Raw genomic sequence first — 24,258 nt, forward strand, 5'->3', positions numbered from 1 at the left:
TAACAAAAGTCCCCTGTCCCTTTTCAGAAATGAGATTGAGCTATAATTATGGTTCAATACAAAAGAAGCAATCCCTGTAATGCTGAAAAGTCTGTGAGCTTGCAGCAGGAAATAGTTGGTGAAATCAAGACTAAAGCAAACTACTGAGCCATAGTTTATAAATGAAATTTTGAAAGTTCCTAGACATCGATGATTTAGCGCTTGTCTTCGCAATAATACATTGACTGATAAAGAATCAGCTGGGCTTTATGCTTACTTTCCATACTTCTTTCATGAAGGAATAAATAGTTTTCAACACAAAAAAATAAAGTTTTCAACAAAACATGTAACCATTGTTAGTAACTTGCGTATTGTTATTAATAAAACCTTTGAGCGATGACTAAACTTTTGGCACTTACCTCAGTACTTTTTTTCAGCTTTTTAGCATTTAGTAATGATTCCAAAATTTCATTAGAAAAATACATTGACACCTGGAAAGATGTTGCCATAAATCAAATGCTGACTCATGGAATACCTGCTAGCATCACCCTTTCTCAAGGAATTCTAGAAAGTGGGTTTGGAAACTCTGCACTTGCCGTACAGGCCAACAACCACTTTGGAATTAAGTGCCATGACTGGAAAGGAGAAACATTTTTAAAAGACGACGACAAGAAAAATGAGTGTTTCAGAAAATATGATGACGCGGCTCAATCTTATCAAGACCACAGCCTCTTCCTAACTACTCGTTCGCGTTACTCCTTCTTATTTGAATTAGACATTACCGATTATAAATCTTGGGCAAAAGGATTGAAAGAAGCCGGATATGCGACGAATCCTCAGTACCCGAAAAGATTAATTGACATAATAGAACGTTATGAGCTCCATCAATACGATGTGCTTGGTGCTAACGATTATTTAGCAGATAATCAGAGTCAAACCCAGTCAGAAGGAAATGAAACAGTAACTCCTAAAGAAACCAAAGTTTCAAAAGGGAAAAAGACTATAAAAAACGGCATTTCTGCTCAAAAGTCGGAAAGCACTAAAAGAAAAGTATACACCAACTCAAATCGCACAAAATATGTAATTGCGGGGAAACATGACACCTTCTATTTAATAGCAAAAGAGTATGGGTTCAGCCTTCGTCAAATGAACCGTTGGAATGATTTCCCACCAAACAAAGATGTGCTGTCCGAAGGAGATAAGGTTTACATTATGCGCAAGCGCAAAAGAATAGACAACGCAGAGGTAGAGCAAAAAATTGGGCAAATGAATAATCTTTGGGAGCTTTCGCAAGATTTGGGCGTTCAACTAAAGTCATTGCTAGAATTCAATACCGAAAACAAACCTAACGTAGCCATGACCAAAGCATTTAGCATTGAGTAAAGCATTGACTACAAACACGCTACAGATCTAGGTATTTCTCTTGATTTGAATCTTTGAATAGATTTATTAATCCCCAAAAGAAAGTCATTTTTATTTTAAAAATAAGACCTAGTCTTCCTTTTTTTTATGGCCAGAATTCCTTAGATTCGTGAGGTAGACCAAAGCAGATTCCTTTATGAAACCAAGTAATGAATTATTTCATTTAGTAAAATCCCTCACAAAATCTGAGAAACGTTTTTTCAAACTTTCCTCATCAATTCAGGCTGGGGAAAAAAATTACTTTAAATTATTTGATTACATTGATAGTCAATCAGCTTATGACGAACAAAAATTAAAGGATCATTTTAAGAAAGAACGTTTTATAAAGCATCTTCCTTCTGAAAAAAATCACCTGTACAAGCTAGTTTTAAAAAGTCTTCGTCAATTCTATGGTGAGCAATCTGCCTCGAATATTCTAAAGCAAGAAATTAAGAATATTGAAATTCTTTATAATAAGGCTTTGCATAAAGAGTCTATTAAATTTCTAAAACGTGCGAAAAAATTAGCGGTTGAACACGAAGAGTTTTACTTCTCTATCGAATTAATTTCATGGGAAAAAGTACTTACCGAAGAATCTTATGAATCTGGTGATTTTGACGTCGACCTTAACAACATCATTAAAGAAGAAAGTGAAATTATAGACAAGTTGCGAAACTTAGCGGAATACCATATTTTGTATTCCAAAATTAACGCCTTGTTTAGGAGTGATGCCTTTACCAAAAACGAAGAGGAAAGAAGAATGGTGAATGAAATTGAAAATCACCATTTAATAAAAGGTAAAAACACAGCGTTATCAAAACGCGCAGCTTCTATATGCTACTACATTCAAGGGCTTTGTGCGGCTACGAACAGAAATTTTGAACTAAGCTATAAGAAGTTTAATCGCGTGAGAACAATTCTTGATGCAAATCCAAAAATAAAGGTCGACCTTGGTCAACGCTATGTCCTGACTTTATTTCACTTAATGCAAAGCTACATCAATGGGAATGACTTTACGATGGCGCAAGAGATGATTGACCAAATTAAAGGATTAAAAGGAAAAAAGGGATTCAACTCACTCCATCTGACAATACGCATAAACAACATCTTGTTAACTGATCAAATGAACCTATACAATTTCCAAGGTTACTTTGACAAATCACTTGCCGTTTTTGAGAATCAGTACCTTGAAAATGAGGAATTGATAGAAAGGTCTAGCAAGGAACAAAAAATTAAATTCTATTTCAGTGCTGCTTACACATTATTTGCAACCGCTGATTACAAAGGCGCGTTACAATTTCTAAACCTTATTCTAAACGACAACGAACAGCAGCTTCGTCAAGATATTTATAGCTTTGCCCGCATTTTAAATTTGTTACTTCATTTTGAATTGGCCAATTATGATTACTTAGAATATTCCTCAAATTCGGCTATGCGTCACCTTAACAAAACAAAGAGGGACCACCAAATTGAAAAGGTATTCATCAAACAGATTAAAAAGATAGCCAAAACAGTTACAGAAATTGAAACAATTCCAATTTATAAAAACACATTGAGTCAAATTGAATTGCTGTTAGAAAACGAGAATGAGAATGTGATTCTTGATTACATTAACATTGTTGCATGGTTAAAGTCAAAAATAAACAATCAATCCTTTTCAGAAGTTGTTCAGCAGGAATTTAAAACTTAAGTCTACCACTCAATACAACACTATGCATATTCGTTTTAAAATCTGTCCTGTTCTCTATCCTTGAAGGATCAAAAGCATAGTATTCCTCTTGGACTTGAAACAATCGGTAGCTTAAGTCGATAGAAAGATACTTGTTGTCCCATCCTATTCCTCCGGAGTAGGTCATATTAGGACTTGTTATATCAATGAATTCTTTATCGTAAGGTTGCGGTAAGATAGCCACTCCACCTCTCAAATAAAAATCAGGATAGACCATATATTCCATTCCAATTCGTGTATTCACAATTGTTCTGTAAAGTAACATCACCCCTTCATTTTCGTAATCAAAAGTATATGCGTTTCCATAAAAAGAATTATCACTAGAAGGCCTTATTCTTCCATTTGTCAAACGAGACATTTCTAAATCAACATTAATGGCACCTCGCATTCCAAAAACATAAGCAAAAGACCCCCTAAGTTTCATAGGTGTTTTAATTCTGTATCCAAATTGCCCTTCAGGCACATCTGTCGCCTGAATACTTTCATAACCATAATTGTGAGTAGCATTCATTGTGGCAGTCCACTCATCATTTAGATTAATAATTGTTGGTGATTCAAAAGCTAATCCAATTCGAAATTCTTCAGTAGGCAAGAATAGAACACCTAATTTTAGATTAAAACCCGTCCCTTCTGTCACCTGTTCATAATCATATTCAAAAGACCTTAAAGACACACCAACTGTATCCAACACATTTTCACTATGGACATAGCTTTCGCTATAATTCACTCTTCTTATTCCTAAACTTGCTCCGTAATAAAACCTGTTCATATAATTCTCAGAGTAACCAATATGAAATTCACCAATTCCACCATCTGTTTGAATGGAACGTTCATGATACATATTCCCTGTAGGTGTTAGTTCTGGGTAATATTGGAAATTAGATTCATCATAATAGACAGCACCAACATCATAAGCCAGTCCAGTTGAAAAAGGTCTGTCAGTGAAAATATATTCTGGATCTATACCTAATCCATCATTTGCATAAACGTCCAATAAAGAATATAAATTTTGCCCCTCATATCTTCTAGAATTACTAAAATTCTTTAATCGAGTATATCCTATAGTAAACTGACTAAATTTCCTCCCCTTATTTTGCGCGCTTAAGTCCGTAGTAAAAACCGCACCCCCACTACTTATTGTAAACTTGTTTTGTTGTGTTTCAGTCGCAGTTCCATTATACAACGCTTCATTTTGCAGAGAACTGTTATTTAAGCTAATCGAAAGATTGGAAGAAGAAAATCTTCCCATACTGGCAGGATTAATTTGTATCGCACTAAAATCAGCACCTAAAGCTCCAAAAGACCCTGCCATGGCTTCAAATCGTGCAGACCCAAAAACATCTGTATTACTATACCTTAAAACATCGTTTTCATTTTGAGCAAATAAATTAGCACTTGTGAATGTAACAACAGCCAAAAAAAGCCCTATACTATTAATCTTTTTCATAGTTAAATTATTATTATTTAATAAATGACTTATCCCTATCTTCTTCTGGAAGAAGGAGAGGATGTTCTATTTGAACTTCCTGACCTCGACGCCGGCGATACGCTTCTTCCACTAGAAGGTGTCTGCTGCATTCTCGGGGAAGATGGAGCTGTTCTAGTTGTTGATCGTGGCGAAGCACTGCGTGGAGACGATGAGCGATTAGGACTAGCACTCCTACTCTGCTGTACGTTCACATTTGATCTACTTGGTGCTCTCACAGTTCCTGACACCCTAGATGATGTACTTGGAGTGTAAGCGCTATTTACCACATTTCTTTGTGTAGGCATTGCACTTGGAGCTCTATACCTTTCTTGCTTTCCAAACCTGTCATCTGATGATCGCACCACTTCTCTTGACTTAAAGCTGTAATCACTACCTGTAGCCTTCCTTTTTTGAATATCTCTACTCATAACAACGGCAGATTTGCTCATACCACTTTTACTCTTTTGAGTATAGACTGAAACTGCAGACTTTGGTATTGAGTAATAACTTGAGCGATTCGAATTTGAAATTGGCGATCTTCTAGGTCCCTGAAAGACTTTTTTTCCTTGGGCTATAGCACCGCTATTTCCATTTCCGTTATAACTCCCACCATAGTAGTCATTTCCGTAGTAACCGTTTCCGTAATAAGATCCGTAATGACCTCCGTAATAACCATAGTACCCACCATTGTGATAAGGACTATAACCATAACCGTATCCAAAAGGAGAATACCCATAGTAATATTGGCTGTGATAGCCTCCAAAGCCAATTCCAGAATTAAACCCACGATATCCGTACATATTTGGGTGATTGTATCCCATACCATAATATCCATAAGGACTATTGTAGAAGTAACCATATCGGGGATAAAGACTCATGATCATTAAGGTATTCATTCGCACGCGCTGATTTACTCGTGGATCCTGATACTCTTGCTGAAATGCCCCCTTCTGACTAGCTTTATAAGCATTAAAAGAGGTAATATCGTTTTCATCCTCTTCCAAATTTAATTCTGTTGGAGCCTGCATGTAAACATCGTTTTCAGAAATATAACCAACGTTGGCACACGAGCTCAAAATAGCGCTTGCTCCTAATGTGAATAATATTTTAATTGTTGCTTTCATAAAAATCTATTTGATTAAACTTACAACTAATTTGAAGGTATTCCAAATTGAGTTCTTATTTTTGTCATTATTAAACGATTTTTTCGAAAAATGCGTTAATAATTTAAGAGTAAATTAACAAAAACTGTTCCAAAAAAATGGCAAAATACACTAAAAGGTCTGAGGATTATTCCAAATGGTATAATGAAGTTATCGAAAGAGCTGGATTAGCAGAGCATTCAGATGTTCGTGGTTGTATGGTTATAAAACCTTATGGCTATGCAATTTGGGAAAATATGAAAAGTGTTTTGGATGCAAAATTCAAAGAAACAGGCCATTCTAATGCCTACTTCCCCTTATTCATTCCAAAGTCGTATTTAAACAAAGAAGCCCAACACGTGGAAGGCTTTGCAAAAGAGTGTGCGGTTGTTACTCACTACAGGCTTAAAAATAGTGAAAACGGCGACCTAATTGTAGATCCCGATGCAAAGTTGGAAGAAGAACTCATTGTTCGTCCTACTTCAGAAACCATTATTTGGAACTCATTCAAGAGTTGGATTCAGTCTTATCGTGACCTACCGTTAAAAATTAACCAATGGGCAAACGTTGTGCGTTGGGAAATGCGAACCCGATTATTTTTGAGAACAGCTGAATTTCTTTGGCAAGAAGGCCATACCGCTCATAGCACAAAAGAAGAAGCCATTTCAGAAGCAGAACAAATGTTGCATGTTTATGCCGATTTCGCTGAGGACTACATGGGAATGCCAGTTGTGAAAGGTTTTAAAACTGCTTCCGAAAGATTTGCAGGAGCAGATGAAACCTATTGTATAGAGGCAATGATGCAAGACGGAAAAGCCCTACAAGCAGGTACTTCTCACTTTTTAGGACAAAACTTTGCCAAAGCTTTTGATGTGAAATATGCCGACAAAGAAGGGAAGTTAGAACACGTTTGGGCAACTTCTTGGGGAGTTTCAACACGACTGATTGGTGGATTAATCATGACCCATTCAGACGATGAAGGCCTTGTTCTTCCTCCAAAATTAGCACCGATCCAAGTAGCTATTGTTCCAATTTACAAAACTGCAGAACAACTAGAAGCAATTTCGGAAAAAGTTGCTGTACTAAAGTCTGAATTACTAAAAAAAGGAATCTCTGTAAAATTTGATAATGATGACAACCGACGTCCAGGTTGGAAATTTGCTGAATACGAAGCAAAAGGAGTACCTGTGCGTGTTGCCATAGGCCCTAGAGATTTAGAAAACAACAAAGCAGAAGTTGCTAGAAGAGATACCAAAACGAAAGAAGTAGTGGATTGGGACGGTATTTCAACGCATATCGAAGCGTTGTTGTCAGAAATCCAAGACAACCTACTCAACAAAGCCAAAGAGTTCCGAACACAAAACACGAGTTCTGTTGACTCTTATGATGAATTCAAAAAGGTTTTAGAAGAAAAGGGAGGGTTTATTTCTGCACATTGGGACGGAAGCTCTGAAACAGAAAATAAAATTAAAGAAGAAACCAAAGCGACCATAAGATGCATTCCTTTAGCTGCGAAAGAAGAGGCTGGGAAGTGTATTTATACTGGAAAACCTTCTTCTAAAAGAGTTTTATTTGCTAAAGCATATTAAAAGTATGGAAATCAAAAAGAAAAGCGTTGTAGAACTATTGGAGGAGCGCTCCATCTTGAAACAAGACGTATACGCAACAACTTTAGCTTGTTATAAAAAATTTAAGTCCGTAGTTGAGGAAGAGCTTGCAGAATTTAGATTGAAAATCACAGATGAGCGGGTACGCTTAAAGTTTGACTACAATGGAGACTTTGAAACCCATGCTTATGTAGGAAGCGATGTACTCGTTTTTAATATGCATACGAACGTATTCACTTTCCCACCAGACAATCCTATTTGGAAGAACTCCTATATTGAAGAGGATAATAAATTGGGCTACTTTGGTGTGATAAATATTTATAATTTCTTAGCTGAATCTTTCTTACAAAAAAGAATGAATGATGCGGGTTACCTTATTGGTAGAATCTTTATTAATAAAGATGGCCATTTTATGATCGAAGGAAAAGGAGAGCTTTCATACTATTTCAAAAATATTAGGACTAATACTTTTGACCTGGCCACAATGAAATCCATATTTGAAGTTGCTGTAAAACATGCAGCAGAATTTGATTTACAAACACCGCCTTACAACAAAGTGAGTATAGTAAGTGTACAACAAATAAAAACTTTGTCTTCGGCTCAAGAATTAAAAACTGGTAAAAGACTGGGATTCAAGTTTAAAGCAGAAAACGAAAAAAAATATTGAAATTTTAATTCAAAAAGCTTTGTTTTAAAACAAAATGCATATATATTTGCACTCCGAAATTTAAAACAAACAACGGCCCATTCGTCTAGTGGTTAGGACATCAGGTTTTCATCCTGAAAACAGGAGTTCGATTCTCCTATGGGCTACTAAAGAAATTCTAACGAGAATTCTTAAAATATTAAAAAGCATACTGTTTTAAATTACGGCCCATTCGTCTAGTGGTTAGGACATCAGGTTTTCATCCTGAAAACAGGAGTTCGATTCTCCTATGGGCTACTTAATAAATATTATAATAACAATAAATTATGGCGAATCATAAGTCAGCACTTAAAAGAGTAAGATCAGACAAAGCGAAAACGCTTCGTAATAAATATCAGCACAAAACAACACGTAACGCTATCCGTAATTTACGTGCAACAACAGATAAGGCAGAAGCAGAAAAACTTTTACCTTCTATCTCTGGAATGCTTGATAAATTAGCGAAGAAAAACATCATTCACAAAAACAAAGCGGCGAACCTAAAGTCTGGTTTAGCAGCACACGTAGCGAATATGTAATTGATCGTAACAAACATATTTAAGGGAGTCTATACACTAGGCTCCCTTTTTACTTTGCCAAAACTTTTTTAACTATTACTACAACCAATATCCATAACGAATGCTTATCTTTGCTACTATGGATTATAAAAATGATTTACTCTTAAAAGCGGCACGTGGAGAAAATATCGAAAGATATCCAGTTTGGTTAATGCGCCAAGCAGGAAGAATTCTTCCTGAGTACAGAGCCGTTAGAAGTTCTTTAAGCGGATTTAAAGAATTAGTAGAAACTCCTGCTCTAGCTGCAGAGGTAACAATTCAGCCCGTCGACCACTTAGATGTTGATGCAGCGATCATCTTTTCAGACATTCTTGTGATTCCAGAAGCAATGGGCCTAGAATACCAATTGATTGAAAAGGTTGGTCCTCGTTTTTCAAAAACCATCAAAACAGAAGCAGATCTTGTAAAACATGCAGAGACAGATTTCAATGTTGAAGATCGTTTAGGCTATGTAAAGGAGGCCATTGAAATTACGAAGAAAGAACTAAACAACCGCGTGCCTTTAATTGGGTTTGCCGGAGCCCCATGGACTATCTTTTGTTATATGATTGATGGTGGAGGCTCTAAAACCTTCTCAGAATCCAGAAAAATGCTTTACCAAAATCCGGCTTTGGCACACGAGTTGCTTGAGAGGATAACAGAAGTAACAATTCGCTATTTGAAAATGCAAATTAAAGCAGGAGCTGATTTAGTGCAAATATTTGATTCTTGGGCTGGAGTTTTAGGAAACAATCAGTACAAAGAATTCGGTTTAAAGTACATCAACAAAATTGCTGACGCGATCAACGAAGTTCCTGTAACACTATTTGCAAAAGGCGCTTATCAGGCGATGCCTAGTTTAGCAAATTCTAATTGTAACACCCTCGGAATGGATTGGAACATGGAGGTTACAGAAATAAGAAAAATGGTAGGTGAGAATAAAACCTTACAAGGGAATTTAGATCCTTGTGCACTTTATTCATCACATAGCGAAGTTGAAAGACTCACGAATAATATGTTAGATAGTTTCAAAAGTAAAAGACATATTGTAAATTTGGGTCACGGAGTTTATCCAGATATAGACCCTGAAAAAGTTAAAACATTTATTAAAACTGTTAAAAACTATGAAATTAAACACTAAAAATTTAAAAGGTTGGTTTTACACACTTCCCTTAGCTATATTGTCTTTTTCAACAATTGCACAGGAAGCTGAAAACTTAGTTGTAAACCCTAGCTTTGAGGATGCGCAAAGCAGAAAAATCCGAAGAATTGGAGACATTGATAAGGCAGAGGGATGGTCCTCAGCTACAGGAAATAGAGCAGACCTTTATTCTTCTGATGCGGGAGCACCAGATGTTCTAACTCCTGATAACATCTACGGAAGAGAAGATGCAAAAAGCGGTTCCAACTACGCAGGAATTATTGCTTATTCTTACCGAGAAAAAGAAAATAGAACCTATCTTACTGCGCAGCTTTCTACAAGTTTAAAGAAAGGAATGCGCTACAAAGTTCAATTTTATGCATCTCTTGCAGAGCTTTCTAAATATTCTGCCAATAGATTAGGTGCTCATATCTCCAGAAAAGGAATTGGAACTGATGATAAAATCCCAGCAATAATTGCAGAAACTCATATTGAACATCCAAAAAAGGAAGTTTTTGACGGTATGTATGGTTGGGACTTAGTTTGTGGTGAATATGTGGCAACCGGAAAAGAGAAATACATTACTATCGGTAACTTCTCTGAAGATGGTGATATTGTAAATGGTCGTGCTAGAAAACCAAGAGACATGTCTGGTAAGCAAATCATTGCTGCATACTACTATATAGACGATGTTTCAGTGCAGCTATTGGGACCAAACGAAACTTGCAACTGTGACTACGGAGACGAAGCTCAGCAAGTAGCTTCAACTGTATACCAACGCTCACCTGAAATCACAAAAGACATGTCCCTCAGTCAAAAAGTAAATCAGTACAATATTTACTATGCAGGAGGAAGATATGATGTAAAAGTGGATGGTGAAAAAACTTTGGAAGTACTTACAACAATGATGAAAGAAAATACAGACTTGAAAATTCAAATTTCAGGGCATACTGATGCGACAGAAGCAGCAAGTGCGACAGACAATGTACTTTCTATGCGAAGAGCTGAATATGTAAAGAAACTACTAGAGGAAAGAGGAGTTGCAGGAGAACGATTAATCATTGAAGACTTAAAAGATGGAAAAGATTCTATCTACATTAGCGAAAGCGATGATGATACCCTAAGAGACGCTAAAAACCGCAGGGTTACTTTTACTGTAGTGGAATAAACTATAGAAGATTTTACTTTTTAAAATACGCTTCATGACTGAAGCGTATTTTTTTTGAATTACTTTTTTAATGCTTTATCAATTACTGAAACAAAAGAATTTCAAATCATTCATAACTTTTGACCTAAGCTCCCCTTGCTTTTGGGCGTTTGTCTAGTACTTTACAATAAATATTTCCCTGTATTGCATTAGTCGGGCAAATAACGAAATCCTTCGCGTATTCCTATTTTGAACAATTTAAAACAATGCTATACTCTAGGATAACCTTAGCCTAGGGAGGTAATTCCAACAATCGGAAAAGACAGCAGAATGAAATTTATATAAAAAACAACTTTCGTAAGAACTTTGCTAAAAACAACAGAGATAAACATTATATTTTGAGGTGATCTACCTCCCACTCTGTATAAAACTGAGTCAAAAAATCTTCCATATACCTTGTGCGCTTCTTAGCAATAGCTTTACCTGTAGGCGTATGCATTCTGTCTTTCAAGAGCAAGAGTTTTTCGTAAAAATGATTAATAGTGTGGGTCCTGTCATTAACGTAACTTTCGGTAGATTGCTTCTGCTTTGGAGAAATTGAAGGGTCGTAAATAGCTTGTTGAATAGCTCCTCCATAAGCAAATGTTCTTGCTATTCCAATAGCTCCAATGGCATCAATTCTATCGGCATCTTGTACAATTTTACCCTCCAAAGAATTCATGACATCTTTCACTCCACTTCCCTTAAAAGAGACACTCTTCACAATTAAAGCAACCGCTTTCTTGGTTCTATCATCCACTCCCAAATCCGATAAGATTTGATCAGATATCAGCGCTCCTTTTTCAAAGTCACCACCATTGAATTTATGATCAGATATATCATGTAACAAAGCAGCTAATTCAATTATTTCCTTATTTCCTCCTTCTTTCTCATGAATTTTAAGAGCAATTTTCCTCACACGATCAATATGAAACCAGTCATGGCCTGTAGCTTCATTATCAAATAGTTCTTTTACTTTTTGCTCCACTGATTGAATGTATTTTTCCATCTTCTTCTGTTAATTTTTAAATCAAAATCGTTGTCCAACAACTAATTTCAAACAATATTAGTAAATTTAACTTCCATCATAAACATATAAAACCATGAAATATATTGTTAAAAGTCTTCCTGAATATTTTAAACATCAAGACAAAGCACTTGAAAACCCCGAGCTTTTTTGGAGTGAAATTGCTGAAAGCTTTACTTGGAAAAAACCATGGAAAAAAGTCTTGACTGCCAACATGCACAAAGCAGAGATAAAATGGTTTGAAGAAGGACAATTAAACATCACAGAAAATTGCATTGATAGACATTTACAAGAAAAAGGCAGTGACACAGCCATCATTTTTGAACCGAATTCAACACAAGAAAAAGCGCAACACATTTCTTTTAAGCAATTATCTGAGGAAGTAAACAAAATGGCTAATGTGTTAAAGCAAAAAGGGATTCAAAAGGGAGATAGAGTTTGTGTTTATCTTCCAATGATTCCAGAACTGGCCTATACAATGCTGGCCTGTGCCAGAATCGGCGCCATTCACTCTGTTGTTTTCGCAGGATATTCCTCTACAGCATTGGCGTCTAGAATTAATGATGCCTCATGTAAAATGGTGATAACTGCCGACGGTTCTTATCGTGGTGCCAAAGAAATTAATCTAAAAAGCATCGTGGATAAAGCGCTCTTAGATTCTCCTAGTGTTGAAAATGTTCTTGTTGCAAAACGAACCCAATGCGAGATAGAGATGACCAGCGGAAGAGACTTCTTTTTATCTGATCTAATAAGTGCAGCAAGTACAGTGTGTTCACCGGAAACAATGAACGCCGAAGACCCTTTGTTTATACTTTACACTTCTGGTTCCACAGGAACTCCAAAAGGCATGGTCCATACCACTGGGGGCTACATGGTTTATACAGCGCACACTTTTAAAAACGTTTTTCAATACGAAGATGGTGATATTTATTGGTGCACGGCAGATATTGGCTGGATAACGGGACACTCCTATATTCTATATGGCCCTTTGTTAAACGGTGCAACAACAATATTATATGAGGGAGTACCCTCTTATCCAGATCACAATAGATTTTGGGAAATAATTGAGAAGCATAAAGTAAATCAATTTTATACAGCACCAACTGCAATTCGTTCTTTGGCCAAACAAGATATTTCTCACGTAGAAAAGCACGATTTATCTTCATTAAAGATTTTAGGAACCGTTGGAGAACCAATTAATGTAGAAGCTTGGAATTGGTATGATCATCACATTGGCCAACAGCGATGTCCGATAGTTGATACTTGGTGGCAAACAGAAACAGGTGGAATTCTTATTTCTCCCATCCCTTTTTCCACACCAACAAAAGCAACATTTGCAACATTTCCACTTTTAGGAATTCAACCGGTTTTAATGAGCGATGAGGGTAAAGAACTTGAGGGAAATCTTGTGAATGGTAATTTATGTATTAAAACACCTTGGCCAGGAATTGCAAGGACCATTTGGAACAACCATAAGCGTTATCTAGAAACTTACTTTTCGGCTTATCCTGGTTATTATTTCTCTGGTGATGCGGCATTAAGAGACCCGGCAGGATATTATAGAATTACAGGTAGAGTTGATGATGTTGTCATTGTTTCAGGTCATAATTTGGGAACCGCTCCTATAGAAAACACAATAAATGAACATCAAATCGTTGCAGAATCAGCCATTGTTGGTTATCCTCATGACATCAAAGGAAACGCTTTATTTGGATTTGTGACCTTAAAACGACCAATCAGCGAAGCCGAAAAATCAGCCTTAAAAATCGCAATCAATGAATCCATTTCAGACCAAATTGGTCCCATTGCAAAATTATCGAAAATTCAATTTACATTCAGTTTACCTAAAACAAGATCAGGGAAGATAATGCGACGTATTCTGCGAAAGATTGCCGCAAATGAATTTACAAATTTAGGTGACACTTCAACTTTACTAAATCCAGAAGCCGTTCAAGAAATAATTAAAAATAGAGAAAAATGAAAATTACCTTAAAAACCTTATTTATACTAAAAGGATTGATCATTGTGGGGTTAGTAATATGGGGTGCTTCAATGATAAAAAGTGAGACTAAATTGAAGTTAAAGATCCAAGAACTAGAACAAAACTACAATGCATTAGATGCTTATAATGAGGTTTTAAAATATGATTTAGAAACAACTAGGGACAGCGTAAGAATATTGTCAAAAAATATGGAAAACAATATCAATAATCAATAAGCTACTTGTCCATTTAAAAAGGATTTTTGTCCATTGGGAAATTCCACAACTAATTCACCAGATGAAGTTGTGGAATTGATTTTTCCATACTGTTCTTGATCGTTAAATTTAAAAAGGTGATCAGTTTTAAGCTTCCAAAGTTGTTGATTGTACAACTCTTGTATCCAGCTCTCCCCCCTATCATGATAAACCTCAATAAAATGGTTAAAAGTTTCTATTAGCTCATAGATTAGCTCTTTCGGATTATAGAATTTTCCTGTGGCTAAACTTAAAGATGTAGCCCTAGGAGCCTCGAAATTTTGTTGATTTATATTTGCACCAAATCCAATTACAGACTTTCTTTGAGATGAAGTAATATAAGATTCGATTAAAATACCAACGGCCTTCTTATCTTTAATCATTATATCGTTTGGCCATTTAATCTTAACGTTTTCTGTGTGTTTCAGTAAAAAGGATTGAATAGCCAAAGCTGTTAGGTGATTCAAGGAAATCATACTGTTAATTTTCCACAAATTTAAGTCGGCAGTTATGCTCACTATCAAATTTGAAAATGCGTCAGATTGCCACTCTCTTCCACGTTGACCTCTGCCATTTGTTTGAATATCTGTCAGAATTACCGAGCCAGAATCAATACCCCCAGATTTGAACCTCTTGGCAGCATAGTTGTTAGTACTGTCGACACGATCGAGAAATATTATTTTATGACCTATACAAGCTTTTGGTTTATCCATGAAACAGTTTAAAAGTAAGGGCGCAAAATTAAAATTTAATTAGCTTTGTAGGCAATTATTGGAGAATGATAAAATTAGTAAAAGAAATAAGTGCAGAAAAACTTTGCGAGGTAATCGTTGAAGGAATGCAGGACAACAAAGCTGAAGACATTGTTGTTATAGATTTAAGAGAAGTGGAAAGTGCGGTAACAGACTTTTTTGTTATCGGAAGTGGACAATCAACCACACAAGTCGACGGTATTGCAGACGCAATAGTTCGCTCCACTCGCAAAACGTTAAAAGAAAAGCCATGGCATCAGGAAGGGAAAAACAGTTCTCAATGGGTATTGTTGGACTACGTTAACGTTGTTGTGCATATTTTTCACAAAGATGTAAGAGAATATTATGAACTGGAAGATTTATGGGCTGACGGTAAAAAGCGTGAGATTGAAAATCTATAAATATTAGAAATGGCAAAAGAAAACAAAGAAAATCAAAACAAGGGTAAATCTCCGAAGAAGAATCCTTATTCAATTTATTGGATTTACGCAGCGATAGGTATCGCTATAATTGGAATTCAACTATTTATGAGTTCCTCTACAACCAAAGAATTACAATCGAAACAGACCTTTTTAACACTAATGGAAGAGGGATATGTTGAAAATACAATTCTATGGAGAAACGTTGGACGTGTAGATTTCAAAATCAACGAATCTGGAATCACTGCTGTGAATCAGGGTGATTTCTCTGGATCAGATTTTGAAGTGATGAGACGAGCAATGAACAACTCAGGCAAAACTTTAGGTTCAGCCTCACCACAATTCTCCTTTGATATTGCCTCGACAGAAGCTTTTATTAAAGAATTTGAAGCGGTTAATGACAAGCGAAAAGCAGAAGGATTCGATGTGATATCTTACCGGGTAGACGAAGAACATAACTATGTTGGACAAATATTTAGTTTCTTGCTGCCGATCATCATCATTATTGCCATTTGGATGTTTATCATGAAGAGAATGTCTGGTGGTGCAGGAGGTGGTGCAGGAGGACAAATCTTCAACATCGGAAAATCAAAAGCTAAAGTATTTGAGAAAGGTAAAGGAACTGATGTTACCTTTAAAGATGTCGCGGGACTTCAAGGTGCTAAGGAAGAGGTTGAGGAAATTGTAAACTTCTTGAAAAATCCTTCAAAGTACACAGAACTAGGAGCTAAAATACCAAAGGGCGCCATTCTTGTAGGCCCCCCGGGAACTGGTAAAACACTCTTAGCCAAAGCAGTAGCGGGTGAAGCAGACGTTCCATTCTTTTCACTTTCAGGATCTGACTTTGTAGAAATGTTTGTAGGTGTTGGTGCATCTCGAGTAAGAGATTTGTTTAAACAAGCGAAAGAAAAATCTCCATCGATTATCTTTATTGATGAGATTGATGCGATCGGTAGAGCACGTGGAAAGAACAACAACATGGGTTCTAACGATGAAAGAGAGAACACCTTAAACCAGCTTTTAACAGAAATGGATGGTTTTGGAACGAACTCAGGTGTTATTATTCTTGCCGCTACAAACCGTGCGGATGTATTAGACAAAGCTTTAATGCGAGCAGGTCGTTTTGATCGTCAGATTTATGTAGACATGCCTGACATTAATGAGAGAAAGGCAATTTTCAAAGTGCACTTAAAACCAATTAAGTTAGCCAAAGAAATAGATATTGATTTCTTAGCAAAGCAAACTCCTGGTTTCTCTGGTGCAGATATTGCCAACCTTTGTAACGAGGCTGCTTTAATTGCTGCACGTATGGATAAAAAAGGAGTTGAAAAACAAGACTTCCTTGATGCCGTGGACAGAATCGTTGGAGGTTTAGAAAAGAAAAATAAGATTATTACGAAAGATGAGAAACGTTCCATCGCATTCCATGAAGCTGGTCATGCCTCTGTTTCTTGGTTAGCTGAACATGCTCACCCATTAGTTAAGGTGACGATCGTACCAAGAGGACAATCATTAGGTGCTGCATGGTATCTACCTGAGGAGAGAAGTATCACAACAACTGAGCAACTCTTAGATGAAATGTGTGCAGCTCTTGGGGGTCGTGCAGCAGAAGAAATTACATTTGGAAAAATTTCAACGGGAGCTTTAAGTGACTTAGAGAAAGTAACTAAACAAGCTTACGCGATGGTTTCGATTTATGGACTAAACAAGGTGGTCGGAAATATTTCTTTCTATGATTCTCAAGGTCAGAACCAGTTTACTAAACCTTACTCTGAGGAAACAAGTCGAATTATAGACCAAGAAGTGAGTAAATTGATAGAAGAGCAATATCAGAGGGCTAAAGATATTTTATTAGCAAATCAAGATAAATTAGATCTTTTAGCCAATAAGCTCTTGGAGAAAGAAGTAATATTTAAGGAAGATTTAGTAGCTATTTTCGGTGAGCGTCCTTGGGATAAACTTTCACCTGCTGAGAAAATTAAAATAGCAGGAGAAAATGCTGAAGTAACTGCAGAAGATGCCGAAGTAATAAATGAAAATGACACTGCAAGCTCGGATAAGGGCACTGCAGATAGTGAAACAAACTCAGAATCAAATGTGGAAAAGGATAAAAAAATGGATTCATAATATCCTTCCTAAAGACACAGAATTTGAGAAAAACAAATTAGTCTATCGCACTTCTGAAGTGCATATGGCTAATATTATGAAATTAAAACTTGAAGAAGAAGGTGTCCATGTTATTGTCATCAATAAGATGGACACTTCCTATAATAATTTTGGTCAAATCGAAATCTACGTCAATCAAAGTGATGTGATTCGAGCAAAATACATCATAGAAAAACCCTATGAATAACATTATTACGCGTGCCGTTTGGGGAGCTTTGTTTGTTGTAATCATCATTAGCTCATTTATTGTTGGAGCTTATGCTGCTGCTATTGTTTTAGGATTTTTTATGTGCATAGGCGTTTTTGAATTCTATAGGTTCTTCGAAAAATCTAAAATTGTACAACCCAAATCATACAGTGGAATTCTTGGCGCAGCCCTCATCTATACCTTACTTATTCTCAAGCAAATCAACCTTGTTGAATTCCCTATCGAATTAATTCTTATTCCGATCGTATTTCTACCTTTTCTATTTGTCCTTTTTAGCAAACAAAAAAATCCCTTACTGGATTTAACAGTTACATTCTTCCCATGGATTTATGTTATGCTTCCCTTCTATCTTATGTTTTCTATCTACAATTACGGATTAGAAACAGAACCCCAATGGCTATATATCATTGGACTTTTTGTTTTGGTTTGGACCAATGACACATTTGCTTATTTATCTGGTAGAAGCTTTGGGAAAAACAAACTATTTGAACGTATCTCACCTAAAAAAACTTGGGAAGGTACAGTTGGTGGTTTTCTTTTCACCATTATTGCAGGTGTAGCCTACGCCTACTTTATGAACGGAGATTTGATCTTTTGGATTATCGCTTCTGTAGTGATTTCCCCGACTAGTGTGCTGGGTGACTTAATAGAATCTAAATTTAAAAGAATTGTTGAAGTAAAAGATTCTGGAACTATTCTTCCTGGACACGGTGGTATTTTAGACCGTTTTGACGCTGTAATTTACGCAACACCATTCTTCTATTTGTTGCTCACTGTCTTAGGATAATCCAAGCTCATATTGATTATTTTTCGTATTATTGAAGCAGTCCTCAATAAACGGTATTACATTATCGATTATTAGATTAATTTTACACCCTTAAAAATAAAAATTAGTAAATGAAATTACACAGGGAAGGATACCTCATCATAACAATCGGATTAATAATTTTAATCGCGATTCAAGGTCTAAACTATTACTTATGGACAATAGTTGGTTACTGGTGGCTTTATGCTTTGCTCACTTTAGGCGTTATCGTAATGGCTTATTTAATTATTCAATTTTTCCGCGTTCCTAAAATCAATTACGTTGAAAAGCCAAATGAGATTATTTGTCCAGCCGATGGTAAAGTTGTGGTAATAGAAGAAGTGGAAGAAACAGAATACTTTAAAGACAAGAGGATTCAAATCTCTATATTTATGTCACCCTTGAATGTTCATGCCAACTTTAATCCTATTTCTGGATTGATGAAATACGCAAAATACCACAAAGGCTTATTCCTTGTTGCATGGCATCCTAAAAGCTCTACAGATAATGAAAGAACAACATTTGTGATTGAGCATGAATCGGGTAAAGAGGTCTTGTTTAGACAAATCGCAGGTGCACTCGCTAGACGAATTTGTTACTACGTAGAACCGGGAGATAAAGTAATAGCAGCGGAAGAATTCGGGTTTATAAAGTTCGGTTCTCGAATAGATTTATTACTGCCTTTAGACACGAAAATTGATGTGAAAATTGGAGATGTTGTAAAAGGAAGAATCACGAAAATTGGGGAATTAAAATAATTAGTTTATTTTTGGTTAGATTATAAAACTATAAAGATGAAAAAAGGACTAATGATTTTGACAATGGGATTGTTTTTTGGAGCAATCGGATATACATCTACTGCCACTGCAGGTGAACCAGTTAAAACAGAAAAAAAGGATTGTAAAGAAGACTGCAAGAAGGATTGTTGTAAAGACAAAGCGAAAAGTGAGAAAAAATCTGAAGCTAAATCTTGTAGTAGCAAAGAAGGTAAAAAAGCTTGTTGCAGTAAAGGCAAAAAGAAAGCATAATCCAAAGCAAATAAAAGTTTAAAATAGAGCGGAAACTATAGAGTATTCGCTCTTTTTTTTTTAAAATGAATGTGCTTAACGCTCCTTTACAATTCAAAGAAAAAAGTATCTCACAATTAGCTTGAAGACCTTCCATTGATCATATTCTCTTTCTTTTGCTAGACCTGAGCCCCACAAGTCATTTTAAAAAGTGAAGAAATCCGGATAATCCATTATCAATATCTTAAAACAAATCATGATGCAGAAATTAATTCACTTCTTGAGTATCCTTTTTGTGTTCTGCACAACAGGTTTTTCGCAGATTGTATCGATTGACTATATCCTTAATCAAGAAGTTGAGGACTTAGAAGAATCCGAATACTTTAAGAAAGGGGAAGTTAAATTTTTTCAAACCGCCTTAGAGACAGGTTTTAATCAATTTAAAATTGAGGATTCATCAACGATAAAAAAACTAGAAGATAAAACCATTTACAAAGTTGAGCTCTACTACTCTAGCTACAAAGAATCTGACGGTTTCTCTCAAAATATATTGAACAAGAAACGATTGTCCTATTTAATGCAAGTTCTTCCTTTTGTATTTGAAAATAATGCGATTGAATGGAAATTAGTGAATCAGGTGGAAAATGAGGATAAAAACAAAGCGCAAGACTTATTTCATGGCTTTGTTTTCTATTCTCGCGAACCTATTATAGCATTAAAAGATGGAACACTAATCACCTTAACAACCGAAGACGAAATCAACATCATAAAAAGTGCATTAGGAGAAACCATTCCAAGAGATTCCTCAAGCGCTTTATCAAAGCTATGTATGACGATTTGTGATTCTATTGGTGCTGACACACTCATCACCTATACTGAACATAAGGTTTATTCTGGTAAATATTGGCCCAATAATGCCAGGAGAAAAGCAAAAGGGAAGTTATTGAAAAGAAAAAGCATTTGGAATAGAGCTCCGGAATATCGGATGATAAGAGACAGTGTGCTCACGATAAGTATTCGATCAGACTGTTACGGCGATGCGCTTGCAAAAATTTTAGAGGATTCTAAATCGCATTTTTATTCTAGCTTTAGCAATCATAAGTTTCTGGACACCGTGGTCAAAAAAACAATGATGAATAACACTTGGAAAAATGCCTTAGTTGTTGAAGATGTTACAGGAAGTATGTATCCCTATTTGACCCAAACATTGCAATGGAGAAGATTAAAGTTTGCGACTTCAAATTTAGATAATTTTGCTTTTTTCAATGATGGAGACAATCGACCTGACGGTAAGAAAGGCATGTCTTATGGCGTTTACAATGTTCATTCCGATAGTATTACCGCCATAGAAAAAATGGCATTTGCCACTATGCGTAAAGGAAATGGTGGGAGAAGTCCTGAAAACGATGTCGAAGCGATGATTAGGGGAGTGGAACAATCAAAGAGGCAGGTTGAACATATCATTCTGATCGCAGACAACCTAGCAGCAGTTAGGGACATGTCCATTTTGGATGAGTTTATGGGTAAAAATATTCCCGTTTCGGTGATTGTATGCGGAGCAACTAAGGGTAGAGTAAATTATCAATATATTGATATCGCACGAATTTCAGGCGGGCAACTTTTTACAATTGAAGAAGATATCCGCTTCACAACTCCTCTTGCAGAGGGTGAGGAAATTACACTTGGTGTTCAAACATTTATTATAAGAAATGGGAAATTGGTATTAATAAAATAATTAGTGGTTGGTCTGAAACAGACGAATTTTATAAAATAGATTATTTTTGATGAGCGTTGAAGTTATTTTTATGAGGTGATGCCTTAGCATCAGGCGATTAAAAATAAAGGGGACTATCGCAAAAAGAACAATTTTTAATTTTAATATGATTCCGCCCATCCACTTATTAACTTGCAGCCGAAGCACAGCAATAAAGATGAAATTAAACAAAGCAACTAAACTATTAATATCGGGATTATTTCTTACGTTTCTAAGTCTAAGTGATTTAGATAACTTTAGTATTTCATTACATGGTTTTTTCCTTGTAATTGGTATCACAGCAATTGTAATGTCGGTTTTTGTCCATTTAAAAGCGAAAGATGAATAAAACACAGGAGAACATTAAGCCGCTTTATAAGCCTTCTGAATTAGAGCTTCTTGTTAAAAAGATTTTTATACCGAGCGCAATTCGTTTAACAGGGCTTTCTCTAGAAAAGGAAAGCAAAGCATATTTAGCGTATACATTTCTTCTTAACGGCAGGAAGTCCATTTTTAGAAAAGCAAAAATTACACCCACCAAAACAGGACAATTTGTTGCCATTTGGAAACGCAATAAGGAAGGTATTACAGCGCCATACAGTATTTTTGATTCGTTGGAATACATGATCATATTTACAGAGAAAGAGCAAGAAAAAGGAGTTTTTATATTTCCGAAAGAAGCCCTGCACCAAAACAAGATTTTATCCGATGAGAAGCTGAATGGTAAACGAGGTATTAGAGTTTACCCTCCTTGGGATGAGCCTAAAAACAACCAAGCGATGAAAACTCAAATTTGGCAGAAGAAGTATTTCTTACACTTAAACGACTTGAAAGCCAATCAAACTAGACAGAAGGAAATACTTTACTCCATTTGTGAATAAGCTAGGGTTTTTACTTTGCTCCACTATTGTTTTTATCAACTTCAGCTTGCTCGTCGTTGTCATAAAATCTCGACTTATATGTTTCATAGTCTAGCTCCTGAATGGTTACTTTGGCAGCATGTTCCGATGGTCGAATTGGATTCTTTTTATAAATCATAATAGCCCTTGTGATCTCTGCACCTATCAGCACCACAACTGTTGAATAATAAACCCAAATTAATAAAATCACAATTGAACCCGCGGCTTGATACGTTTCAGCAAAATTACTTGTTGATAAGTAGTACTGAATTCCATATTTCCCCAAAATAAACAGAGCTGCTGTAATCAGTGAAGCCATTGTAACGTCTCTCCAGCGCAAAACCACATCTGGTAAAAACTTAAAAATCATTCCAATAATAATAAACACAATAGCAAAGGAAACAATGCTGCTGGTAACATTTAGAAGAAAACTTGGCTCCTCTCCTATTATACTCTGTATCTTCCCAAAGAATATTTCTAACAAAGTATCGCTAATTAAGGAAACAATTAAAATAAAGCCCATCCCCACAATCATTCCTAAAGACAAAACCCTATTGATTAAAAACTTTACAATGCCTCTTTTAGGCTGGGCTTTCACATCCCAAATTTTATTCAACCCTTCTTGTAAACTCATAAAAATAGTGGTGGCAGAAAAAACTAATGTTCCCACACCAAAAATAGTTTGTAAGGTACCTTCCTCTGATATATTAACTTGAACAATAATCTCCGATATAGAATTTGCTATTTCTGGTCCAATAAATTCGCTTAGTTGCATGGTTAACTCGCCTGTAGCGGCCTCCTGCCCTAAAAAAACACCAGCAACCACTACAATTGTCACGATTAATCCGGGAAGTGAAAATATAGTATAGAATGCAATAGCGGCAGCAAAGGTCATTAAACTATGTGTACCCATTCCATCAATCACCGTTTTTACAACTTCAATTAGTGGTTTTAAAACTTGAGTTATTTTTTTTAGCATGGAGATAATTTAGTTCGACGTGAGTATTAACAGTCTACAAGATAGAATTATTCATGAGGTTCAATAAAATTAAAAATAAAAAAAATCATAAAAATTGAATTTTGTGAATGAGACAAAAATAAAATAGTAATTTTGCATCGCGAACGATATTAACGCTAACGATTAAATTAAGTTATGAAAAATTACGTAGAGACAACATTAACACAGAAAGTTTTCAGAGTTATAATTGCACTATTTATGATAGTTGCAGGATTCAGCCATCTCACCTTTAACAGGGTGGAGTTTCAAGCTCAAGTACCTGAGTGGTTACCCATGAGCAAAGACTTGGTTGTTATTCTTTCTGGAATTGTTGAAATGATTTTAGGTTTAGGCTTAATGTTCTGGAAAAAACAAAGAGTTAATTTTGGTTGGGCTTTGGCCATTTTTTATGTTTTAATATTTCCAGGCAACATTTCACAATATGTAGAGGGAAAAGATTTCGCTTCATTAGATTCCGATACCGCGCGACTCATTAGACTTTTCTTTCAACCTGTACTTATTGCGTGGGCATTGTGGTCTTCTGGAGCTTGGAAGGCTTGGAAAACCCGAAATGACTGATTTTTCATAACCACTTCGGAAACACAATAAAAAAATAAGAAAAATGGAAGAACAATTAAAGTTAGAAAACCAAGTTTGCTTTCCTATTTATTCAGTTTCACGATTGATAACTAAAGCATACAAACCTTTTTTGGATGAAATGGGAATCACCTACCCACAGTATTTAGTACTGATGGTATTGTGGGAGAACGACACCATTTCAGTCAATCAAATAACAGAAAAACTGATGCTCAACACCAACACTGTTTCTCCCCTACTAAAAAGGATGGAAAAGTTGGACTTAATCGAACGTAAACGATCGGAAAAAGATGAAAGAAGTGTCTTGGTTAATTTGACAGATAAAGGAGCTCAATTAAAATCCACCGCACAACCAATTCCAGGAGAGCTTGTAAATATTTTACACGACGGAAATATCGCTTTAAATGAAGTGATGCAAATGCGAGAAGTTTTAAACAATTGGATAAAAGTTCTTTCCAAAGACAAAGAACTTTAGGCCAAATAAATGAAGAATTGAAA

Annotated in this window: 24 protein-coding genes and 2 tRNA genes; 21 read left to right on the forward strand and 5 right to left on the reverse strand. The window is 35.8% G+C overall.

All coding sequences use genetic code 11. From position 1 onward, the window contains the following. Positions 1-375 precede the first annotated feature (375 nt). Entirely contained in the window at positions 376-1,362 is a 987-nt protein-coding gene (locus DIT68_RS16645) for a glucosaminidase domain-containing protein (RefSeq protein WP_109358892.1), read from the forward strand. A gap of 175 nt (positions 1,363-1,537) precedes the next feature. After that, a complete protein-coding gene (locus DIT68_RS05880) occupies positions 1,538-3,070 on the forward strand; it encodes a hypothetical protein (RefSeq protein WP_109358893.1) in 1,533 nt (510 codons plus the stop codon). Here DIT68_RS05880 and DIT68_RS05885 read toward each other — a convergent pair. Together DIT68_RS05885 and DIT68_RS05890 are read right to left on the reverse strand one after the other, a co-directional pair. After that, entirely contained in the window at positions 3,060-4,556 is a 1,497-nt protein-coding gene (locus DIT68_RS05885) for an OmpP1/FadL family transporter (protein ID WP_109358894.1), read from the reverse strand. The two genes, DIT68_RS05880 and DIT68_RS05885, sit on opposite strands and share 11 nt — an antisense overlap. A 35-nt stretch (positions 4,557-4,591) precedes the next feature. After that, positions 4,592-5,701, reverse strand: coding sequence for a hypothetical protein (locus tag DIT68_RS05890; protein ID WP_109358895.1), 1,110 nt, complete (start codon positions 5,699-5,701; stop codon positions 4,592-4,594). 137 nt (positions 5,702-5,838) lie between these two features. On the opposite strand from DIT68_RS05890, the gene proS reads away from it, so the two are divergent. The 7 genes from proS (at position 5,839) to DIT68_RS05925 (ending at position 10,877) form a co-directional block, all read left to right on the forward strand. Next, entirely contained in the window at positions 5,839-7,308 is a 1,470-nt protein-coding gene (gene proS, locus DIT68_RS05895; protein WP_109358896.1) for a proline--tRNA ligase, read from the forward strand. 4 nt (positions 7,309-7,312) lie between these two features. Further along, complete coding sequence (locus DIT68_RS05900) at positions 7,313-7,993, forward strand: hypothetical protein (protein WP_109358897.1); 681 nt, start codon at positions 7,313-7,315, stop codon at positions 7,991-7,993. 74 nt (positions 7,994-8,067) lie between these two features. After that, positions 8,068-8,139, forward strand: a tRNA-Glu gene (locus DIT68_RS05905). Positions 8,140-8,197: 58 nt separating this feature from the next. After that, positions 8,198-8,269: transfer RNA gene (locus DIT68_RS05910), tRNA-Glu, on the forward strand. A 29-nt stretch (positions 8,270-8,298) separates the two neighbouring features. Beyond that, complete coding sequence (rpsT, locus tag DIT68_RS05915; protein WP_109358898.1) at positions 8,299-8,550, forward strand: 30S ribosomal protein S20; 252 nt, start codon at positions 8,299-8,301, stop codon at positions 8,548-8,550. Positions 8,551-8,668: 118 nt separating this feature from the next. After that, the gene (gene hemE / locus DIT68_RS05920; protein WP_109358899.1) at positions 8,669-9,709 is read left to right on the forward strand and encodes a uroporphyrinogen decarboxylase; all 1,041 of its coding nucleotides are present in this window, start codon (positions 8,669-8,671) and stop codon (positions 9,707-9,709) included. Next, positions 9,693-10,877: an OmpA family protein gene (locus DIT68_RS05925; protein WP_109358900.1), complete on the forward strand. Its 1,185-nt coding sequence runs from the start codon at positions 9,693-9,695 to the stop codon at positions 10,875-10,877. Before hemE ends, DIT68_RS05925 begins: the two co-directional genes overlap by 17 nt. A 370-nt stretch (positions 10,878-11,247) precedes the next feature. Here DIT68_RS05925 and DIT68_RS05930 read toward each other — a convergent pair whose 3' ends face one another. After that, complete coding sequence (locus DIT68_RS05930; RefSeq protein WP_109358901.1) at positions 11,248-11,904, reverse strand: HD domain-containing protein; 657 nt, start codon at positions 11,902-11,904, stop codon at positions 11,248-11,250. A gap of 94 nt (positions 11,905-11,998) precedes the next feature. On the opposite strand from DIT68_RS05930, the gene acs reads away from it, so the two are divergent. Both acs and DIT68_RS05940 read left to right on the forward strand, forming a co-directional pair. Beyond that, positions 11,999-13,903 (forward strand): acetate--CoA ligase, encoded by a 1,905-nt coding sequence (gene acs, locus DIT68_RS05935; protein ID WP_109358902.1) that lies wholly within the window; start codon positions 11,999-12,001, stop codon positions 13,901-13,903. Further along, positions 13,900-14,139: a hypothetical protein gene (locus DIT68_RS05940; protein ID WP_109358903.1), complete on the forward strand. Its 240-nt coding sequence runs from the start codon at positions 13,900-13,902 to the stop codon at positions 14,137-14,139. The genes acs and DIT68_RS05940 overlap by 4 nt, the downstream gene beginning before the upstream one ends. Here DIT68_RS05940 and DIT68_RS05945 read toward each other — a convergent pair. Beyond that, positions 14,133-14,870, reverse strand: a complete 738-nt coding sequence (locus DIT68_RS05945; protein WP_109358904.1) for a biotin--[acetyl-CoA-carboxylase] ligase — start codon at positions 14,868-14,870, stop codon at positions 14,133-14,135. The two genes, DIT68_RS05940 and DIT68_RS05945, sit on opposite strands and share 7 nt — an antisense overlap. 65 nt (positions 14,871-14,935) lie before the next feature. Here DIT68_RS05945 and rsfS point away from each other — a divergent pair, with 65 nt between their 5' ends. The 8 genes from rsfS to DIT68_RS05985 all read left to right on the forward strand — a co-directional run bounded on the left by rsfS (position 14,936) and on the right by DIT68_RS05985 (position 22,148). After that, positions 14,936-15,310: a ribosome silencing factor gene (rsfS, locus tag DIT68_RS05950; RefSeq protein ID WP_199223384.1), complete on the forward strand. Its 375-nt coding sequence runs from the start codon at positions 14,936-14,938 to the stop codon at positions 15,308-15,310. A 9-nt stretch (positions 15,311-15,319) separates the two neighbouring features. Then, positions 15,320-17,455: an ATP-dependent zinc metalloprotease FtsH gene (ftsH, locus tag DIT68_RS05955; protein WP_109358905.1), complete on the forward strand. Its 2,136-nt coding sequence runs from the start codon at positions 15,320-15,322 to the stop codon at positions 17,453-17,455. A gap of 76 nt (positions 17,456-17,531) precedes the next feature. Then, positions 17,532-17,681 carry a hypothetical protein gene (locus DIT68_RS16680; protein ID WP_233244168.1) on the forward strand — a complete coding sequence of 50 codons (150 nt, stop codon included), beginning with the start codon at positions 17,532-17,534 and terminating at the stop codon, positions 17,679-17,681. Then, positions 17,674-18,489 carry a phosphatidate cytidylyltransferase gene (locus DIT68_RS05965; protein ID WP_109358907.1) on the forward strand — a complete coding sequence of 272 codons (816 nt, stop codon included), beginning with the start codon at positions 17,674-17,676 and terminating at the stop codon, positions 18,487-18,489. Before DIT68_RS16680 ends, DIT68_RS05965 begins: the two co-directional genes overlap by 8 nt. 110 nt (positions 18,490-18,599) lie before the next feature. Beyond that, positions 18,600-19,265, forward strand: coding sequence for a phosphatidylserine decarboxylase family protein (locus DIT68_RS05970; protein ID WP_109358908.1), 666 nt, complete (start codon positions 18,600-18,602; stop codon positions 19,263-19,265). A gap of 36 nt (positions 19,266-19,301) precedes the next feature. Beyond that, entirely contained in the window at positions 19,302-19,535 is a 234-nt protein-coding gene (locus tag DIT68_RS05975) for a hypothetical protein (protein ID WP_109358909.1), read from the forward strand. A gap of 235 nt (positions 19,536-19,770) precedes the next feature. After that, the gene (locus tag DIT68_RS05980; protein ID WP_109358910.1) at positions 19,771-21,249 is read left to right on the forward strand and encodes a hypothetical protein; all 1,479 of its coding nucleotides are present in this window, start codon (positions 19,771-19,773) and stop codon (positions 21,247-21,249) included. Between the two features lie 359 nt (positions 21,250-21,608). Beyond that, on the forward strand, positions 21,609-22,148 hold the full coding sequence (locus DIT68_RS05985) for a MepB family protein (RefSeq protein WP_109358911.1): 540 nt from the start codon (positions 21,609-21,611) through the stop codon (positions 22,146-22,148). Between the two features lie 10 nt (positions 22,149-22,158). On the opposite strand, the gene DIT68_RS05990 is transcribed toward DIT68_RS05985, so the two are convergent. After that, complete coding sequence (locus tag DIT68_RS05990) at positions 22,159-23,145, reverse strand: YihY/virulence factor BrkB family protein (RefSeq protein WP_109358912.1); 987 nt, start codon at positions 23,143-23,145, stop codon at positions 22,159-22,161. 174 nt (positions 23,146-23,319) lie between these two features. Between DIT68_RS05990 and DIT68_RS05995 the strand changes: the two genes are divergently transcribed. Both DIT68_RS05995 and DIT68_RS06000 read left to right on the forward strand, forming a co-directional pair. Further along, positions 23,320-23,742 carry a DoxX family protein gene (locus DIT68_RS05995; RefSeq protein WP_109358913.1) on the forward strand — a complete coding sequence of 141 codons (423 nt, stop codon included), beginning with the start codon at positions 23,320-23,322 and terminating at the stop codon, positions 23,740-23,742. 43 nt (positions 23,743-23,785) lie between these two features. After that, complete coding sequence (locus tag DIT68_RS06000) at positions 23,786-24,235, forward strand: MarR family winged helix-turn-helix transcriptional regulator (RefSeq protein ID WP_109358914.1); 450 nt, start codon at positions 23,786-23,788, stop codon at positions 24,233-24,235. The last annotated feature ends 23 nt before the right edge of the window (positions 24,236-24,258 follow it).

It is taken from the genome of Brumimicrobium oceani, from assembly GCF_003143775.1.
Classification (GTDB): domain Bacteria; phylum Bacteroidota; class Bacteroidia; order Flavobacteriales_D; family Crocinitomicaceae; genus Brumimicrobium; species Brumimicrobium oceani.

What these genes read in the sequence shown, in the direction of transcription:
- DIT68_RS16645 (WP_109358892.1), top strand. Translation starts at nt 376, where the DNA reads ATGACTAAACTTTTGGCACTTACCTCAGTACTTTTTTTCAGCTTTTTA.
- DIT68_RS05880 (WP_109358893.1), top strand. Translation starts at nt 1,538, where the DNA reads ATGAAACCAAGTAATGAATTATTTCATTTAGTAAAATCCCTCACAAAA.
- DIT68_RS05885 (WP_109358894.1), bottom strand. Translation starts at nt 4,556, where the DNA reads ATGAAAAAGATTAATAGTATAGGGCTTTTTTTGGCTGTTGTTACATTC.
- DIT68_RS05890 (WP_109358895.1), bottom strand. Translation starts at nt 5,701, where the DNA reads ATGAAAGCAACAATTAAAATATTATTCACATTAGGAGCAAGCGCTATT.
- proS (WP_109358896.1), top strand. Translation starts at nt 5,839, where the DNA reads ATGGCAAAATACACTAAAAGGTCTGAGGATTATTCCAAATGGTATAAT.
- DIT68_RS05900 (WP_109358897.1), top strand. Translation starts at nt 7,313, where the DNA reads ATGGAAATCAAAAAGAAAAGCGTTGTAGAACTATTGGAGGAGCGCTCC.
- rpsT (WP_109358898.1), top strand. Translation starts at nt 8,299, where the DNA reads ATGGCGAATCATAAGTCAGCACTTAAAAGAGTAAGATCAGACAAAGCG.
- hemE (WP_109358899.1), top strand. Translation starts at nt 8,669, where the DNA reads ATGGATTATAAAAATGATTTACTCTTAAAAGCGGCACGTGGAGAAAAT.
- DIT68_RS05925 (WP_109358900.1), top strand. Translation starts at nt 9,693, where the DNA reads ATGAAATTAAACACTAAAAATTTAAAAGGTTGGTTTTACACACTTCCC.
- DIT68_RS05930 (WP_109358901.1), bottom strand. Translation starts at nt 11,904, where the DNA reads ATGGAAAAATACATTCAATCAGTGGAGCAAAAAGTAAAAGAACTATTT.
- acs (WP_109358902.1), top strand. Translation starts at nt 11,999, where the DNA reads ATGAAATATATTGTTAAAAGTCTTCCTGAATATTTTAAACATCAAGAC.
- DIT68_RS05940 (WP_109358903.1), top strand. Translation starts at nt 13,900, where the DNA reads ATGAAAATTACCTTAAAAACCTTATTTATACTAAAAGGATTGATCATT.
- DIT68_RS05945 (WP_109358904.1), bottom strand. Translation starts at nt 14,870, where the DNA reads ATGGATAAACCAAAAGCTTGTATAGGTCATAAAATAATATTTCTCGAT.
- rsfS (WP_199223384.1), top strand. Translation starts at nt 14,936, where the DNA reads ATGATAAAATTAGTAAAAGAAATAAGTGCAGAAAAACTTTGCGAGGTA.
- ftsH (WP_109358905.1), top strand. Translation starts at nt 15,320, where the DNA reads ATGGCAAAAGAAAACAAAGAAAATCAAAACAAGGGTAAATCTCCGAAG.
- DIT68_RS16680 (WP_233244168.1), top strand. Translation starts at nt 17,532, where the DNA reads ATGAAATTAAAACTTGAAGAAGAAGGTGTCCATGTTATTGTCATCAAT.
- DIT68_RS05965 (WP_109358907.1), top strand. Translation starts at nt 17,674, where the DNA reads ATGAATAACATTATTACGCGTGCCGTTTGGGGAGCTTTGTTTGTTGTA.
- DIT68_RS05970 (WP_109358908.1), top strand. Translation starts at nt 18,600, where the DNA reads ATGAAATTACACAGGGAAGGATACCTCATCATAACAATCGGATTAATA.
- DIT68_RS05975 (WP_109358909.1), top strand. Translation starts at nt 19,302, where the DNA reads ATGAAAAAAGGACTAATGATTTTGACAATGGGATTGTTTTTTGGAGCA.
- DIT68_RS05980 (WP_109358910.1), top strand. Translation starts at nt 19,771, where the DNA reads ATGATGCAGAAATTAATTCACTTCTTGAGTATCCTTTTTGTGTTCTGC.
- DIT68_RS05985 (WP_109358911.1), top strand. Translation starts at nt 21,609, where the DNA reads ATGAATAAAACACAGGAGAACATTAAGCCGCTTTATAAGCCTTCTGAA.
- DIT68_RS05990 (WP_109358912.1), bottom strand. Translation starts at nt 23,145, where the DNA reads ATGCTAAAAAAAATAACTCAAGTTTTAAAACCACTAATTGAAGTTGTA.
- DIT68_RS05995 (WP_109358913.1), top strand. Translation starts at nt 23,320, where the DNA reads ATGAAAAATTACGTAGAGACAACATTAACACAGAAAGTTTTCAGAGTT.
- DIT68_RS06000 (WP_109358914.1), top strand. Translation starts at nt 23,786, where the DNA reads ATGGAAGAACAATTAAAGTTAGAAAACCAAGTTTGCTTTCCTATTTAT.